Raw genomic sequence first — 16,963 nt, 5'->3', positions numbered from 1 at the left:
TGGCACGACTGGCGGGAAGCCCTGTACTTGCTCGCTGTTTTGACGATTTTCGCCACTGTGCTTGGCACGAGTGCCGGGCTCTTCACATTTGCACCCCGCCCTGATCATGGCGTCGTGTAGATGCGGCTGGCGCCTGTTTAGGCCGGCTCCCGGGCCGGTGATCGCTGCAGGAGCAGCCGCAGGCAGAAGGCCGTCTCGGCCAGGATCGTCACGCCATAGGCCGGGGCGAAGTCCGCCGACCATTCAGGCGCAAAGAAGCGCAGCCCGCTGCCGGTGAGATAGACCAGACCGGCCATCGCCAGCCCCAGGCCAAACAGCTTTCCGAACACACCCGAGCGCCAGACCAGCACGCCCATCATCACGCTGTTGACGCCGAAGAAGACCAGCCCGAGATCATAGCCATGGCCATGCAGGTCAAGGAAAACCAGCGCCAGCGCGGGCGCATCGGCGAGGCCATTGCTTGCCGACAGGATCAGCCACGCCGCCTGCAGCGCCATGAGATTGGCGGCAATCAGCACGGTCTGGATCAGCCGGAACACCATCGCCGAAAGCGCCAGCCCCGGTGCAACGGCCCGGAAGACCAGATAGAGCAGGATCGCCAGCGCCGCATCGCTGAGCGCCATGACAATGTCGGCCGCAATCGCCAGCCGGAACTGGCCCGGTGCCGCGAGGATCGCTGCCGCCGTGCCGCCGGCATCGGCAAGATCGACCAGCGGCCCGCGAAGCCCGAGCTCGGCGCCGAGACCGGCGATGATGATGACGAGATAAAACAGGCCGGCGAGCCGGGCCCGGCGCGCGAGATCAGGGGTCAGCGTCAGTTTGGCCATCCGGATTTCCTTTCGTGAGCCCGTATCAGGCCGCCCTAGCCGGCGCCGCGGCAGGGCGAGCTGGAACCGGGCGGTTCGCGCGCTGGCCCGCCCAGACCGAGCCCAGCACGACGACAGCGCCGATTAACTGCAACCAGGACAGGGATTGTCCCAGCACAACCCAGCCCAGGATCACCGCCATCACCGGGCTCATCATTCCGAGCATGGAGACCGCCGCGGGGTCAAGCCGGGCGATGCCGCGGAACCAGATCGCATAGGTCGCAGCCGCTCCGATCAGGCCCAGCCAGGCCAGGCCGGCGATATTGGGGAGTGTGAGCGTCGGCAGTGACGGCTCGAGGAACAGGGCCAGCGGCAGCAGGACCAGACCCCCGGCTGTCAATTGCCAGGCGGTGAAGCTGAGCGCCGAGACCCGCGGCTGCCATTTGCGGCTGAGCACAGTGCCGGCCGCCATCGAGGCGGCGCCGCCCAGGCCCGCTGCGACACCGACGGGATCGAGCGCCGCATCGGGGCCGATGAGCAGTAAGGCCACGCCAAGTATGCCGCCTGCCGCCGCGAGGACCGCCCCAGCCCTCACCGGCGTGCCCAGCCAGCCGCGTGCCATGACGATGACCATCATCGCCTGCAGCGTGCCCAATGTTGCGGCGACCCCGCCGGGCAGCCGGTAGGCGGCCACAAACAGCAGCACCCAGAACAGCGCGAAATTGAAACTGCCGAGCAGAAAGACACGGCCGAGCCAGGCGCGCGGCGGCAGGCTGCGCGTCAGGGCGAGCAGCAACAGCCCCGCCGGCAAGGCGCGCAGCGCTGCCACGGTCACCGGATAGCCTGCGGGCAAAAGCTCGGTCGTCACGAGGTAACTGCTGCCCCAGATCGCAGGGGCGAGGGCTGTCAAGAGAATGTCGGTGGTGCGGGACATGGGCAAATCTCCGGGTCAGGGGTTCAGCCGAGTGCCTGAAGCAGCTGCGCGGCCAGGTCCTCGCGTGGTCCGTTGGCCAGGCGCGCGCCTGTATCGCGGACGATGAGTGTCGGAACGGAGCGGACCTGCAATGAGCGGGCAAGCGCCCGGTCGGCCTCAACGGCGCGGGCGGTCGCCGGATCACCGAAGCTCCGGGCGAAGGTCGCGGCGTCGTGACCGCTATCGCGGGCAAGCTGGAGCACGGTTTCGGGGTCCGCGATATTGCGGGCCTCGGCGAGGTGGGCCAGCTGGAGCCGGCCGAACATGTCCCAATGGGCGCTCTGCCCGCCGAGCTGTTCGGCCGCCTTGCACGCCAGCGCGGCGGTCATCCCGTGGGGATAGTCGAAAGGTGCGGCCCGCATCGCTTCGATATCGACAAGCTCTGGCCGGTCGCTGGCCTGGCGGCAGGCCGACCAGTGACCGAGAATGGTCTCTCGCGCCTTGGCCGGCCGGCCCCAGCGCACCGCCATCTCGGCCCGGCTCGCCTGCAGGACGAAGGTGCGGTGCCGGATATCAAGGTCGAACTCGGCCGCAAGGCTGCGCATCCGCGACGAGATGTTGAAGCACCAGCAGCAGACCACATCGTGGAAGAAATCGAGCGTGAGGGACGCCGTCACGCCGCATCCTCCGTCAAATTGGCACCGGCGAGCCGCGCAGCGATCCGGGCCACATGCGCGCCCTGGAAGCGCGCGCCGGCGAGATCGGTCCGCGATGGCGCGCGTGATCCGTCGGCACCGGCGATGGTGCCGGCACCATAGGGCGCGCCACCGATGATCCCGTCCGCCGTGGTCTGGCCGGCGAACGTGTAGGGCATGCCCGCGATCAGCATGCCGAAATGCTGGAGCGGGATCTGTGTCGACAGCAGCGTCGCCTCGTGACCGCCGTGCTGCGAGCCGGTCGAGGCGAAGACCGCCGCGACCTTGCCGACCAGGGCGTTGCGCGCCCAGAGGCTGCCGGTCTGGTCGAAGAAGGACTTCATCTGACCCGCCATCATGCCGAACATGGTCGGGGTGCCGAAAATGATACCGTCATAGGTTTCGAGATCGGCAGGCGTAGCGAGCAGCGTGTCGTCGGCGATGAAGCCGGCCTTGCGCCGGATCTCCTCGGGCACCGTTTCGGGCACACGGCGCAAGTCGACATGGGTGCCCGGCACACTGCGGGCGCCATCAACCTCGGCCTGCGCGAGGGTGCGCACATGGCCATAACTGGAATAATAGAGGACAAGAATCCGGGTCATCGGAGTGAACCTTTTTGTTTCGGGGATCAGTCGATCGGAAGTGCGATGGGCCGCAGCGGCGCGGCATCGGCGCCGCGCAGCTTCAGCGAGCCTGCGATAAAGGCGAATTCGTAGAGACCCGCCTGGGCGAGGCCTTCGAGGTTGACGAGTTCGATGATCGGAACGCCCATCTGCGCCAGCAGATAGGTGTGAACGGGCACGTAATTGCCCTCAATCTCGGACGGGAATGCCTCGAAGCTCAGATTGTCGGCCCCGACGATCATGGCGCGCGACTCTTCAGCGAGAAACCGCGCGGCCTCGAGCCCGAGGCCCGGCGGGTTGTCCATGTACTGGCGGGCGTCTTCATAGAGCGCCATGCGCCCGGTGCGGATCAGCACGGCATCACCGGCCTGCAGCTCGACACCCTGGCGCGCCAGGGCACCCTCGAGATCTGCGCGGGTCACGCGGTAGCCAGCGGGCAGCATGTCGGCACCTTTGAAGGCGGCGACATCAACCATCACGCCCCGGGCCACGATTGGCGGGATGGTTTCGGCACCGGTCACGTGCCAGCCCGCATCGCCGAGATGCGCGTCGGCGCTGAAATGATTGTAGATCTCGCCATCGAGGCCGAAATGGTTCAGCGCGTCGATATGGGTTCCGGTGTGGGTGTACATCGAGACGGCCGAGCCGGTGTAGCTGACATGGCCATTGGCCGCCGCGCCCACCTGCAACGGGTCGTCATTCACCGTCCCGCGCGGCGTGTGGGTCATCCAGATCTGGTAGCGGGGATCGCCGGCGGCATGCCAGCCAGGCATGCCGATGAAATACTCCACCGACAGGTCGAAGACTGCGCCCCCGCTGATGCGGGACAGGATGGCGGCGCGCGATGTGTCCGTCATCAGATTGAGGGCGCCGAGCTCATCGTCCGGCCCCCAGGGGCTGGTGCCGACAGTGGCCGGAGTTTCGGCGATGGCGGCGGGAAGCGACAGGGCAAGGCCCAGAACAAGGGGCAAGAGGGATGGGGTCTGCATCGGGATCTCCCTGGCAGGTTTGACATGCCCGGGAGGATGCAGCGGCAGCGGATCGGCAATAAGCGGCCCGCTCTGACTTCATTCTTTACGCTGGTTGAATAATCTCAGGGATGCAGCGCCGCGCGCAGATGCTCGAGAAACGCCGTGACCCTGGCATCCATTCCAAGCCGCGAGGACGTCACCGCGAAGATCTCCGGCGCGGGCAGCTCCCAGTCCGGGAGTACGCGGACAAGCTCGCCGCGCGCCTCGGGCTCTTTCGACAGGAAGTCAGGCAGGGTGCCAATCCCCTGCCCCGCGATCAGAAGATCGCGCAGCACCAGGCTGTTGCCGACCCGCACCCGCGGATCAAGTTCGATGGCGCTGGTGCCCGGCGGGCCATTCAGCGTCCAGGCGGTAAGATGGTCAGCGAGCAGGAAACCGATCACCGCGTGCTGCGGGATGTCCTGCGGTGTCTCGGGAATCCCGGCCCGTTCCAGATAGGCCGGCGCCGCGAAAATCCTTTGCCGCACCGTGCCGATCTTGCGCGCGACGAGTGCCGAGTCCGGCATGACCGCCCGGATCCGGATCGAGACATCAAATCCGCCCTCGACCATATCAACCACCCGGTCATCGAGTGAGAGCGTGAGCCGAAGATCAGGACAGGCGTCGAGGAATGCCGGCAGGATGGGCGCGATCACCGTCTGTCCGAATGAATTGGAGGCGTTGACCTTGAGATGCCCCCGCACCGCGCCGGCGCCATCGCGAATACGCGTCTCGACCTTGCTCACAGCGTCGAGAATGCCGATCGTCTCGTCATAATAGAGCCGGCCGGCATCGGTCAGCGACATGGAACGGGTGGTGCGCGTCAGCAAGACACTGCCGAGGCTTTCCTCGAGCAGCTTGATTTCGCGGCTCAGAAGCGCGGGCGAAACGCCGAGATCCTCCGCCGCGCGGGCGAAACTGCCGCGCTCGACGATGCGGCGAAAGGCGTGCATGACGGAAAGCTTGTCCATCGCGGGCAGACACTCGGTCAGATTGATAGCCGATCCCGCCGGGGCAGGACTTCGACCGGGTAGCACAAATCCCGATGCTCCGCGAATGGGTTGGCCACAGCGCGAGTGACACCTACCCGATCAACCGGTGACCATTGCCGGGCTGGCGGGGTCAGGGATCGGGGGGCTCGTCGAACAGGTGCGCCAGAGCGCGATGACCTTCGACATAGCGCAGCACTAGAAGTACATCGCCCTGATACCGCGTCATGATGAGATAATTGCCCACAACGGTGCTGCGGATACCCGGCCCGAGCTCTTCGCGAGGGCGTCCGAGTTCAAAGGGCGAAGCCGCCATCGACCGTGTGCGGGCCAAGAGCTTTTCGAGAAAGCCCTGCGCGGTGGAAATGCTGCCTGTCTCAGTATGGATATATTCGGCAATATGATCGAGATCGTCGAGCGCCGGGCCTGTCAGCACCAGGCGGAACACTTCACTGCGCTCCGGATTTCAACTGCTCGAAGGTGGCGGCGAGGTGAGCTTCCGCCTCCTGGATCGTATAGCGTCGCTCATCATTGATTGCGGCCTGTAGGGAGGCCCGCAGCTCCGCCAGCTTGGCCTCGCGCTCCTCGACCAGGCGCAGACCCTCGCGCACGACCTCGCTTTGCGAGGTATAGCGGCCCTGCTTGACCTGTTCCTCGACGAACAACTCCCAGCGCTTTCCGATTGAGACATTCATGGGCACCTCCGATCAGTAGCAGTCTGGCGCATGATAACACAAATTGCGCTATTTTCGCTATTATCCGATCAGCCGATACCCGCCGCTCTTCGCCGCCGCTGTCGCACTCGTCTTCGCGATCCAGCCGCCGCCGAGCACGCGGCCATCATCCTCGGCCGAGTAGAAGACGCAGGCCTGGCCGGGCGCGACGCCTTCTTCGCCGCCGGGCAGGACGACACCGATTTCATCGCCATCGACCGAGAAGGCGGCATCGACGGGCGGGCGGGTCGAGCGGACCTTGACGCGCACAGGCACGCCGTCTGCCAGGGCCTCATCGCCGAGCCAGTTGATGTCCTTCAGCGTGATGCGGTCAACGGCGAGCGCTTCGCGCGGACCGACCACAACCTGCGCCGTGGCAGCATCCAGCCTGACCACATAGAGCGGATCGCCGATCGCGATCTTGAGGCCGCGGCGCTGGCCGACGGTGTAGTTGATCACACCGTCGTGCGTGCCCAGCACCGTGCCGTCGACATGGACGATCTCGCCCGGGCGCGAGACGCCGGGGCGCACCTTTTCGACGATATCGACATAGCGGCCCTGGGGCACGAAGCAGATGTCCTGGCTGTCCGGCTTGTCGGCGACGATCAGGCCGAAGGCCTCGGCGAGCTGGCGCGTCTGGTCCTTGTCGAGATGGCCGAGCGGGAAGCGCAGAAAATCGAGCTGCTCGTGCGTCGTCGCGAACAGGAAATAGGACTGGTCCTTGCCGGCATCCGCGGCGCGGCGCAATTGCGCGCCCTTCGGTCCGGCGACGCGCTGGATATAATGCCCCGTCGCCATGCAGACCGCACCGAGCTCGCGCGCCGTCGTCAGGAGGTCGGCGAATTTGACGGTCTGGTTGCAGCGCACGCAAGGGATCGGGGTGAAGCCGGCCAGATAGGTATCGGCAAACTCCTCGATCACCGCTTCGCGAAAGCGGCTCTCATAATCGAGCACGTAATGGGGAAAGCCGCATTCTTCGGCAACGCGCTTGGCGTCGTAGATATCCTGGCCGGCGCAGCAGGCGCCCTTCTTCTGGATCGCGGCGCCATGATCATAGAGCTGCAGCGTCACGCCGACGACATCATAGCCGGCCCGGTGCAGCACGGCGGCTGTGACGGAACTGTCGACCCCGCCCGACATCGCGACAACAACGCGATGATCGGCGGGATTGCCGCCAAGGGCGAGCGGATCGCCGGCGAGGCCAAAATCGGAAAGGAGTGCATCGGCGCGCGCCATCGCGCGGCCGGAATTGGTCGTCGTCATATTCGCCTCCAGCGGGGTCAAGGCCCGCAGCAAACGGTTGAAGTTGGGGAAGGCTTACCTCAAAAAGTTCAGCAGTGAAACCTGTGTCAGCGAGGCGAAGGTCTTTGCCGAGACATCAAGGGCGTTCTGGGCCGACTGAAACCGCGTCGCGGCCTCGGCCATGTCGACATCCTCGATATCGCTGATCATGCCGGTGAGGAAATCCTGCTGGTCGCGCTGGCCCTGCAGCGAACTCTCGATCTGGGCCTGGGCAACACCATTCATCCCGACCACGGCAATAATCCCGTCCTGGGCCGCGACGATATTCTGCAATTCGCCAACCACGAAGGCCTGCTGCACATCGGTCATCGGATCGACGAAGGGGCCGTTCGGTCCGGCCTCGAATTCGGCGATGCGCTTGAACGAGGCCATGATATCGGTCGCGATATCGCTGGCGAGACGCCCGACCGTGATCGTCGTATTCTCGTCAACCTGGACCGTCGGGGCGAGCGAATTGTTCTGAAACGCATCGGCCGCCGCCGGCAGCGCCGCGAGATCGGACAGCGAACTGACCGTCATCGGAATGGTGTCATCGCGAGTGCCGCCAAACAGATAGGCACCCAGATGCTGGCTGTTCAGCGCATTGATGGCACCGTAGAAGGCGTCGGAGATCTCCTGCATCATGAAGGTGCCATCCTTGGAGGTCATCGCCGAACGCAAGTCGCCCACGGCACCGGACAGGCGTTCCAGCGCGACATCCTGGGCCTCGAGCCGTGTCGCCGAACGCACCGCCGCCTCTTCAAAGGCGGCTGACCGGGCCAGAGCTCCGCGACTGGCAGCGATGGTCTCGGCCTGATAGCCAACGCCCTTGAGGTCCGTCGCCTTCTTGCCGGTGCTGAGCTCCTGCTGCGCCTGGAACAGGGATTGCTGCGCGCGCATCAAGTCCAGCAGAGCCGATTGTGAAGCGCCAAATGTCGATATTCGCGTCATGATTCAATCACTTCCTAGACAATACCCATCAGGGTCTCGGTCATTTCCTTGGCCGCCTGCAGCATTCTCGCCGAGGCGTTATAGGACTGCTGATACAGCGTCATCGAGGCGAGTTCCTCGTCAAGGCTGACCCCCTCGACATTCGACCGCTTGGTCTGTGCCGTCGATCGCAGGACTTCAGCCGAGGCCGCCTCGCTCTCGGCCCGTGCAGCGCGGGACCCGACACTGCCGGCCAGCCGTGCCGAATAGTCCTGCAGGCTGGAACTGGTCGCATTGATCGCCCCCGCCGCATCGAAACTGCGCGTGCTGGTCATGGCGTCCTGGAGCAGCTGGCCGCCGCGGCCATCGCCCGACGACAGCACGATATCGCCGGCCACTGTCGCTGCATCGATATCGAGCTGCCCCAGCGACAGGCGCGAGGAATCCGAGCGCACGGCGTCATTCACGGAAAAGATTTCCGAACGCCCGGCCGTGGTTTGCAGCCCGAGCCCGAAAATATTGGAGAATGACAGGCCCGTGCTGCCGCGAAGCGTGTCGTCCGATGCGATGTCGATCTCGAAATCGCCATAACCGGTTTTCGGAACCGAGACGAGCTGGCCGTCACTGTCGAGGGAATAGGTGGCATAGCGACCCAGCCCGGTCGCCGGATCGTTCAGGGCGGTGACGACGTCGGCGAAAGTTTCGCCGGTCACCATCGGGATATTGACCGTTCCGGCCGAGCGGCCATCCGGAGTCGTGACCTCGAAGGTCAGCGAGGTTCCCGTCGTGAACTGGTGCGTGTCGGTGCCCGACAGGCCGGTTTCAAAAAAGCCCGGCCGGGTCGACGTGACCAGATCATTGAGCCCGAAGAAATGGGCGAAGCCGCGCCCGGCGCGGTCGCTCGGCGTTGTCGCATCCTGCAGCGTCGCCAGTCCGTTGCTGGCAGAGCTTGCCTCCAGGGTCAGCGCGCCATCCACGAAACTCGCCGTCCCGTCAGCGCCCAGCGCAGCATTGATCGCCGTCGTCAGGCTGCCAACCGTCGTGCCAAGCGCGACAGCAGCGCCGCCATCAACACTGAGCGTGCCGGCGTCGAAATCGATATCGATGCGCTTGACCAGGCCGCCCGCAGTATTGGTGACCGCCAGGGTGGTGGCGCCGGTGAAGCCGTGCTGATCCGTCGCGACCAGCCCGGTATTGCGCCCGGCCAGGGTCTGGGGCGCGGGATAGGCGACGGAGTCGTTATGCGCCTTGTTAAGGGCGTCGGCAGCGCCGGCGGTGAGTTCTGCCAGCTCATCGGCAATGTTCGGCAGGGTCTCGTCGCGCAATTCCAGCAGGCCGGCGAGCTTGCCGCTATCGATATGACCGCTCAGCGAGATGGGCTGACCATTATTGGCCGGCTGCACATAGATCTCGCCATAGGCAACGCCATAGGCACCACTGCCCGCAGCGACATATTCCAGTTGAGCGATACCGGTTTCGACCAAGGCGACCCCGTCGCCGGTCCGGACCACCAGACGCCCGTCGGACTTGGTTTCGGTGCGGATGTCGACATAGCTGGCCAGTTCGTCGAGCAGTTCCGACTGCCGGTTGGCAATGCCGGACGTATCACCGCCGGCAACGCTGACGCTTTGCATGCTGCCATTGAGCTCGCTGAGCTCGGCGAGGATCTCGTTCGTCCGGTGCACGGCAGCCTGGATCTGGGTATCGGCGTCCTTGCGTTGGCCCGTCAGCATTTCCGACAGTCGCTCGGCTTCATTGAAGAAGGCTTCCAGATCGGCTGCGGCTGAAAGCCGTGCCACCGATTGCGACGGATCGACCGTCGCCTGTGACAGGCTGGAAAAGGCACGGCTCAACCGTGCAAACAGCGAACCTTCGTCATCGAGCTGGCCAAATTGCGACTGCACCTGGTTGAGGCCGTCAGCCTGGACCGTGGCGCTGGCCGAGGCACTGATCGCGCCAATCGATGCGGCCTGGAGATAAACGTCGGCGATGCGCGCAATGCCCACGACCTCGACGCCCATGGCAACGCCACCGACATTCGCCGCCTGCAGCACGGGCTGGGTGCGCGCATATCCGGGCGTGTTGACGTTGGCGACATTGTTGGAGGCCGCATTCAGGGCCGCCTGGCTCGCTGTCAAACCCGACAGGGCATTCCCGATAATTCCGTTCAGCGACATCTTGCCATCCTCATACGATTGCCGATTGTGAAGCCCAGCCGGTCAATTCTGCCGGGATCGCGGCAAGCCTTGCCGGGCGCAACGGGTGTATGCGCGCCCCGTCCATGACGGAGACCCGATGCACAACAACCTGTTTTCGCTCCAATAATCATGCAGTTCCGCGTCTTTCTGACATCCGGAGCCCCAGGAGGCCCTGCAAGGTTAATCGCAAGCGGCGGGCCAAGTCGGCGGATCGCCATCCCGAGGGGGTATCCAGCCGTTTTCCGGCTCGCATCCGCCTGTGCACCCCGCCCGGCAGCTTCCGCCCACCACCGGGCACAAATCGCCGGGCCGAATGCGTCATTTACCTGTCTTACCCAGAAATTAACTCGTAATTTCAAAGCAATAACCTGCATAGCCAATGGCATGAAGCTTGCGGACCAATCCACCGACAAGGCACGCATTCAGCGCCGACCGAGTGGATAGAGTTCAACATGTCACCCAATGTTCCAGGCACAGACGTCAGCATGACGGCCAACCGGACCGAGGCGCAAAAGCCGGCCTCGCGCTCGGCGGCGGAGTCTGGTGAGCCGGCGTTCGACGCGCTGGTTGGACTCGCGGTGGCTGCCACCACCCCGTCCCAGCCGCGGCCTTCAGCGCCGCCGGGTGGCAGCCAGACAGCCGACCGCGGCGCGACCGACGGTCTTGCCGGCGCCAGCCAGCCTGTTGCGGAAGCCAGCCCTCCAGCGACGCCCGTGCCGGATGCAGCCGCCACACCTGAAGCAGCAACACCGGCACCGACACCGGCACCGGGAATGACGGCCAATACGGCCTCCCCCGGCACAGCGGCTCCGGCGATGGACCCCCGGGGGCCGGCGACTGTCCCCGCTGCCATGGCAGCGAGCGCGGAATCGGCACCGGCCACCGAACCGGGCCTGGCCCATACGGCGCCCGCCGCGCCCGCGGCCCAGACGGCCGAGCCCGATACCAAGCCTGCCAGCGCCAAGGCCCTGGCAGATCCCGCTGTCAGCAAGGCCGAGGCGGCAATGCCGGCAACGACCGCCGGCGCCACGTCCACCGCTGCGCCGGTAGCGGCGGCGTCCGGCCAGGCAGCCACACGCGATAGCTTGACGCCAGGCCTGGACCAGGCCGAACCGGCCACGGCGAGCCTTGCGACGGGCACCGGCGGCGCGGCCGTGTCACAGTCCCGCGAGGCGGCAGCCCCCGACCCGCGCCCTGCGGCGGCCCTCCCCCAGGCACAGGCTCAGGCTCAGGCTCAGGCTCAGGCCCAAGCTCAGGCTCCGGCCCAGGAACAGTCTCAGGCACAGTCTCAGACCCCGAACTCGGCGCAGCCCGGCATCCAGGCCCAGCCCGAGGCCGGACCTGTCGAGCAGGCCATGCCCGAGCCGGCCAGCCTTGCCGGAGTCAAAGGTGAGCAGCCGCCGGTGATGGTGACGCTTTCGAACACAAATCCGGCGCAGCAACCGGTCGCAGCGGCGAGCACCGCTGCCGCCGCCGTCCCGCCCGCCAATCCGGAAACCGCCGGCCGGCCTGCCCAGGCACGCCACAACGTGGACGAACGCGAGAGCGCCGCTCCGGCTGCGCGCTCGAAGGGAAAATCGCCGGCAGGCCAGGCCGGCGCGGCCAGCGCCCAGGCCAGCGGCGACAAGCCACAGCCACAATCCGCAGCCACCGGCTCCAGCCCTGCCGCGCCGGCCCCGGATGCCGCCGTGAAGACCGGCGAGCCGGCGCTGCCGCAGACCGCCCCCCTGCCCGCGCTTGCGGCGGGCTCGGTCCGGCTTCCACTCGCCTCCGCCGACCCGGTGATGACAGTCAGCACGGACGCCGCCGCGACCTCGGTCAAAAGCGGGCAATCCACGCCGGCAGACGCCGCCAACACCAATACGCCGCGCTTCACGCCGGCCGCTGCGGCCCAGCTGGCGGCGCAGATATCGCAGCGCTTCAGCAATGGCTCGCGCGTGTTCGGCATCCGGCTTGATCCAGCCGAGCTTGGCCGTGTCGATATCCGCATGGAACTCACTCAGAACAACCGGGTTCACGCCACCCTGACGGTCGAGCGCGGCGACACGCTGGCCGAGCTGCAACGCTCGACCCGCGACCTCGAACGCGCGCTCAACGAGGCCGGACTGGAACTCGCCGAGGACGGACTGAGCTTCGAGCTCGGCGCCGGCAATGGTGAACAGGACCCGGCAGAGGGTCATTCAGGCCAGTCATTCAATATCTACGGGCCGGACGATGGCGACGAGCAGGCGCTCGCGGCCGAGCTCGCGGCCGCACCGGCCGATACTTACGGATTCCGACTGTCGCGGCGCGATAGCGTCGATGTCAGGGTTTAGGAGGAAAGCGCATGCCCAGTGAAATCAGTGCCATCACGGATTCGAGTCCGCAGCTGGCGAGCAGCCAGGCCAGCCTGGCGAACAATTATGAGATGTTTCTCTCCCTGCTGACATCGCAGATGAAGAACCAGGACCCGCTCGACCCGCTGGATTCAACCCAGTTCGTGGACCAGCTAGTGTCGTTTTCCGGCGTCGAACAGCAAATTGCCCAGAACCAGAATCTGGAAAGCCTGCTGATTCTCCAGTCGGCCACCGCGCAGACCTCGTCGGTGAGCTATATCGGACGCGTCGCGACCGCCGAAACGCCGGAAAGCCGGCTGCAGGGCGGCGCCGCCAGCTGGCAGTACGAATTGCCGGAAAGCGGCAAGACCACCAGTCTGGTCATCAAGGATTCCAGTGATCGCGTCGTCTACCGGGGCACCGGCGAGACGACAACCGGCGTGCATGATTTCACCTGGGATGGAAAGACCTCGTCGGGCACCGATGCGCCTGAGGGAATCTACACCCTGGAAATCAATACCGTGGATGATGACGGCGGCACGATCGCCGCCGAGATCCGTGCCTCGGCACGGGTGACGGGAATCGACCTGTCCGGCTCGGAAGTCATGGTGGAAATGGGCGGCGTCGAAGTTCCGCTCTCCTCCATCCTCGCCCTGCAGGAATATCAACAAGCCAGCTAAGCGGTCCTCTGACTCGCACCGGATCACCAGAATGGCGGACCGGCCTCACAAACCAGCAGAACGCTCCGGGACTAATCACAACAAGGAGCCTATCGTGAGCATCAATTCAGCCATGATCGCCGGCGCATCCGGCCTGATCGCAAATTCCAGCGCCCTCGCGGCCATTTCCGACAATATCGCCAATGTGAATACCGTCGGATACAAGCGCGCCAGCGCCGTTTTCACGCCGCTCTACCGCTCCCAGGGCAGCGGTGAGCAATTCGCCGCGGGCGGCATCATGGGTTCGACCAAGCTGGAGATCAGCGAATCCGGCCTGCTCGCCCCCGGCTCCTCGGCAACCGATCTCGCCGTCTCCGGTGACGGCTTCTTTGTCGTCAGCGAAAACACCCGCGGCTTCACGACCACCGATCCGGTCGCCTTCACCCGTGCCGGCAGCTTCCACCCGGACTCCAACGGCTATCTGCAGAATTCCGCCGGCCTCTATCTTGCCGGCTGGCCGGTCCAGGCGGACGGCACGATTGATGCCGATCCATCCGATCTGAGCTCGCTGGAAATCATCAATCCGGTATCCGTCGGCGGTGCCGCGGAGGCCACCACCGAAGTCGGCCTCAGCGCCAACCTGCAATCCAGCCAGGCGATCTCTGCCTCGGAGGCGACCTATTCTGCAGCCACCTCGGCGACGAATATGTCATCGGGCGCCATTCCGGCCGATGTCGAATTCGGCATTCCGATCTATGACTCGCAGGGTTCAGTGCACACCATCACCCTGTCGATGCTGAAATCCTCGACACCGAACCAGTGGCATGCCGAACTGCATGTCACACCGGCCAGTGAAGTCACCACCGGTGCAGGCCTGGTCGACGGCCAGATCGCGACCGGCATCATTGCCTTCGATTCGAACGGTAATTTTGACGCCGCCAACAGCACCATCCCGAGTTCGCTCAGCTTCCTTGCATCCAGCAACACCGCAGCTCTGGGCGCAACCAGCGTTCAGTGGGCAGCGGCAGAGGGTATCAGCGCGCAGACCATCGACCTGGAACTGGGCGGACCGTCCAGCGCCGGCGGCCTGACCCAGTTCGACAGCCAGAGCGCCCTGGCGGCAACCTCGGTCAACGGGACGCCCTTCGGCGATTTCTCCGGCGTCGACATCGATGCCAGCGGCATGGTCTACGCCAAGTTCACCAATGGTATCGTCAAGAAGATCTACCAGATCCCGGTTGCCACCTTCGCCAATGCCGACGGCCTGGAAGCCCTTGGTGGCGGTGCTTACGGCGTCACCCGCGATTCCGGTTCGTACACGCTGAACACCGCAGGCATCGGTTCGGCGGGCAATCTCGCCTCGGCGACCCTGGAAAGCTCGAACGTGGACCTGGCGACCGAGTTCACCAATCTGATCATTACCCAGCGGGCCTATTCGGCCTCGTCGAAGATCATCACCACCGCCGACGAGATGCTGAATGAAGCGATCAACATGAAGCGATAAACCGCTCCACAACGCCGGACCAATAGCGGGTCCTGCCATGATGGCAGGGCCCGTTTTTGTATGACCGAAGCGCTCAAATTATATGAGCGCATTTTAGCCCGATGGTTAAAGCTAAATTTACCCAGTGGCTTAGGCTGATGTTAAAGCCCGTCCCCTATCTTGATCCTACAAACAAGCAACGGGGATCGGACATGCAGCCGCGCCTTCAAAAAAAAGAAAACTACGTAATCGGGCCGGATGGTAGCCCTCTTACTCTGGCAGACCTCCCGAATCCCGGCGCACAGCGCTGGGTGGTTCGGCGCAAGGCGGAGGTCGTCGCAGCAGTTCGCGGCGGCTTGCTCTCGCTGGAAGAGGCCTGTGAGCGATACACGCTCACCGTCGAGGAATTCCTCGGCTGGCAAAGATCGATCGACAAGCACGGCCTTGCCGGTCTGCGCACGACTCGACTTCAGCACTACAGATAGCGCACGCGCTTACCCAGACGTGCAAGAATGGCGGCTCCATCCCCCCGGAGCCGCCGTTTTGCTGTGCGCGCAGGGAAAACACACCTGTCACAACTGCCCTGCCCGGCCGGATGCATGAAGGATGCGCCGGCATTAAGGCCTCGTTTACGAGGTCGGTAGGAAAATTCTGCCCAGTGGTTCGCGCATGATGCGTGCAATTGAATCGGCAGGATAACTTGTGAACGCGCTTCTCGATCAGCTCAGGGCCTTTGGCATTGGCCGCCTGGCCGCCATCTTCGGTCTCGCGGCCGGCGTTGCCGCTGCGCTCGTCTATTTCTCCGGCAATGTCGGCGCCGGCTCGCAATCATTGCTCTATTCCGGCCTCGACCCGGCCGCCGCAGCCTCGGCGGCACAATTGCTCGACCAGGCCAATGTCGAGTACGAGATCAGGGAGGGCGGCACGGCGATCTATGTGCCGCGCGACCAGGTCGATGAAGCGCGGGTCCGCGTCGCCTCGGGCGGCCCGTTGAGCGGCGCCTCGGTCGGCTATGAGATCTTCGATCGCGAAGACAGTTTCGGCCAGACCAGCTTTGTGCAGAACCTCAATGCCAAGCGCGCCCTCGAGGGTGAACTGGCACGAACCATCCAGTCGATGGCCTTCGTTTCCAACGCCCGGGTCCACCTGAACCTGCCGGAGCGGCGCCTGTTTGCCCGCGACCAGCAGGCCCCCACCGCCGCAGTCACCATCAGCACCAATGCGACGCTGAACGCGGAACAGGTCCGCGTCATCCGCAATATCGTCGCCAGCGGCGCCGGGCTGGAAGCCAATCATGTCTCGCTCGCCGATGATCGCGGCCGCCAGCTGGCCGGTGCCGGCGGCGAGGGGTCCGCTGTCAGCATGATGATGGACGAACGCCAGAGCGGGATTGAAACCCAGCTGCGCCAGAATATTCTCGATCTGGTCGAGGGCGTCGTCGGTGCCGGCGCTGCCCGCGTCCAGGTCACGGCGCAACTCAACCGCCAGAGCGTCACCGAAAGTTCCGAGATCTACGATCCCGATGGCGCCGTCGTGCAGTCACGCGACCGCCGCACCGAGACCAGCACCGATATCGACGGCAACAATGTCAATCGCGTCTCCGCCTCGGAGAACCTGCCCGAAGCCGAATCCGGCGATGGCGCGGCGGCCGGAGCCAGTTCCAACCGTGAAATCTCGAACGATGTCGTCAACTACGCGATGTCGAGCACCACCCGCACCCAGATCACGGAAGCCGGCGCCATCGACCGGCTCTCGGTCGCGGTGGCGGTCGACGGCGTTCTCGAGACCCAGGAAGATGGCAGTGTCGTCTGGCGCGAGCGGCCACAGGCCGAGATCGACCGGATCGAAGCCCTGGTCCGTTCGGCAATGGGCTATGTCAACGAGGTTGGCGGCCGTCAGGACTCCGTGACGGTCTCGCAGATCGAATTCGCCCGGACAGACCCGCTGCTCGGCACACCGGCAAGCTCGGGCCTGAGCTTCAGCAAAAGCGATTTCATGCGGATCGCCGAAATCGCCGTGATGTTCATTACCGCCCTGCTGGTGATTTTCCTGGTCGCCCGGCCGCTGGTCAAAGGCGCCGGTGGCGCCGCAATGCCCGCCGGACTGGCCCTGGCCGGCGCTGGTGGCGGTGCCGCCCCGGCCCGCGTTGAAGGCGGAGCCGCGCCGATGGCGCTGCCCGGCGCCAGCCCGGCCGCAGCCGCGGTGCCGGACGCCAGCGATGGCATCGACATTTCCAAGATTGACGGCCAGGTGAAGGCCTCTTCGGTGAAGAAGGTCGCCGGCATTGTTGAGTCCCACCCCGAGGAATCGATCTCGATTCTGCGGACTTGGCTGCATGAGGGTTGATG

Annotated in this window: 16 protein-coding genes; 5 read left to right on the top strand and 11 right to left on the bottom strand. The window is 65.1% G+C overall.

All coding sequences use genetic code 11. From position 1 onward, the window contains the following. Positions 1–137 precede the first annotated feature (137 nt). From ACN0YL_RS01585 to flgK, 11 genes are all read right to left on the bottom strand, one after another. Positions 138–827, bottom strand: coding sequence for a DUF4386 domain-containing protein (locus ACN0YL_RS01585; protein ID WP_417496795.1), 690 nt, complete (start codon positions 825–827; stop codon positions 138–140). A 25-nt stretch (positions 828–852) separates the two neighbouring features. Then, positions 853–1,740 (bottom strand): EamA family transporter, encoded by an 888-nt coding sequence (locus ACN0YL_RS01580; RefSeq protein WP_417496794.1) that lies wholly within the window; start codon positions 1,738–1,740, stop codon positions 853–855. A 23-nt stretch (positions 1,741–1,763) separates the two neighbouring features. After that, positions 1,764–2,396 (bottom strand): DsbA family oxidoreductase, encoded by a 633-nt coding sequence (locus ACN0YL_RS01575; RefSeq protein WP_417496793.1) that lies wholly within the window; start codon positions 2,394–2,396, stop codon positions 1,764–1,766. Continuing rightward, complete coding sequence (wrbA, locus tag ACN0YL_RS01570) at positions 2,393–3,016, bottom strand: NAD(P)H:quinone oxidoreductase (RefSeq protein ID WP_417496792.1); 624 nt, start codon at positions 3,014–3,016, stop codon at positions 2,393–2,395. The genes ACN0YL_RS01575 and wrbA overlap by 4 nt, the downstream gene beginning before the upstream one ends. Before the next feature lie 26 nt (positions 3,017–3,042). Then, the gene (locus ACN0YL_RS01565) at positions 3,043–4,026 is read right to left on the bottom strand and encodes a cyclase family protein (RefSeq protein ID WP_417496791.1); all 984 of its coding nucleotides are present in this window, start codon (positions 4,024–4,026) and stop codon (positions 3,043–3,045) included. 104 nt (positions 4,027–4,130) lie between these two features. Beyond that, entirely contained in the window at positions 4,131–5,018 is an 888-nt protein-coding gene (locus ACN0YL_RS01560) for a LysR family transcriptional regulator (protein ID WP_417496790.1), read from the bottom strand. Between the two features lie 151 nt (positions 5,019–5,169). Further along, positions 5,170–5,484 carry a type II toxin-antitoxin system RelE/ParE family toxin gene (locus tag ACN0YL_RS01555; RefSeq protein ID WP_417491093.1) on the bottom strand — a complete coding sequence of 105 codons (315 nt, stop codon included), beginning with the start codon at positions 5,482–5,484 and terminating at the stop codon, positions 5,170–5,172. Between the two features lies 1 nt (position 5,485). Further along, on the bottom strand, positions 5,486–5,731 hold the full coding sequence (locus tag ACN0YL_RS01550; RefSeq protein WP_417496789.1) for a type II toxin-antitoxin system ParD family antitoxin: 246 nt from the start codon (positions 5,729–5,731) through the stop codon (positions 5,486–5,488). 60 nt (positions 5,732–5,791) lie between these two features. After that, complete coding sequence (gene mnmA / locus ACN0YL_RS01545; RefSeq protein WP_417496788.1) at positions 5,792–7,012, bottom strand: tRNA 2-thiouridine(34) synthase MnmA; 1,221 nt, start codon at positions 7,010–7,012, stop codon at positions 5,792–5,794. 54 nt (positions 7,013–7,066) lie between these two features. Continuing rightward, on the bottom strand, positions 7,067–7,930 hold the full coding sequence (locus ACN0YL_RS01540; RefSeq protein WP_417491090.1) for a flagellin: 864 nt from the start codon (positions 7,928–7,930) through the stop codon (positions 7,067–7,069). A 65-nt stretch (positions 7,931–7,995) separates the two neighbouring features. Then, entirely contained in the window at positions 7,996–10,137 is a 2,142-nt protein-coding gene (flgK, locus tag ACN0YL_RS01535; RefSeq protein WP_417491089.1) for a flagellar hook-associated protein FlgK, read from the bottom strand. A gap of 473 nt (positions 10,138–10,610) precedes the next feature. On the opposite strand from flgK, the gene ACN0YL_RS01530 reads away from it, so the two are divergent. The 5 genes from ACN0YL_RS01530 to fliF all read left to right on the top strand — a co-directional run bounded on the left by ACN0YL_RS01530 (position 10,611) and on the right by fliF (position 16,961). Continuing rightward, complete coding sequence (locus ACN0YL_RS01530) at positions 10,611–12,473, top strand: flagellar hook-length control protein FliK (protein WP_417496787.1); 1,863 nt, start codon at positions 10,611–10,613, stop codon at positions 12,471–12,473. A gap of 11 nt (positions 12,474–12,484) precedes the next feature. Beyond that, the gene (locus tag ACN0YL_RS01525; RefSeq protein ID WP_417468667.1) at positions 12,485–13,153 is read left to right on the top strand and encodes a flagellar hook assembly protein FlgD; all 669 of its coding nucleotides are present in this window, start codon (positions 12,485–12,487) and stop codon (positions 13,151–13,153) included. A 94-nt stretch (positions 13,154–13,247) separates the two neighbouring features. Next, a complete protein-coding gene (locus ACN0YL_RS01520) occupies positions 13,248–14,636 on the top strand; it encodes a flagellar hook protein FlgE (protein ID WP_417491087.1) in 1,389 nt (462 codons plus the stop codon). A gap of 191 nt (positions 14,637–14,827) precedes the next feature. Next, on the top strand, positions 14,828–15,100 hold the full coding sequence (locus tag ACN0YL_RS01515) for a DUF1153 domain-containing protein (RefSeq protein WP_417469044.1): 273 nt from the start codon (positions 14,828–14,830) through the stop codon (positions 15,098–15,100). A gap of 217 nt (positions 15,101–15,317) precedes the next feature. Beyond that, a complete protein-coding gene (gene fliF / locus ACN0YL_RS01510; protein ID WP_417491086.1) occupies positions 15,318–16,961 on the top strand; it encodes a flagellar basal-body MS-ring/collar protein FliF in 1,644 nt (547 codons plus the stop codon). Positions 16,962–16,963: the final 2 nt, after the last annotated feature.

The sequence above is a fragment of the Maricaulis sp. genome (assembly GCF_048269565.1).
In the GTDB taxonomy this organism is placed as follows: Bacteria; Pseudomonadota; Alphaproteobacteria; order Caulobacterales; family Maricaulaceae; genus Maricaulis.
The sequence above is the reverse complement of the archived record's forward strand: the minus strand, read 5'-3'. Positions and strand labels throughout refer to the sequence as shown.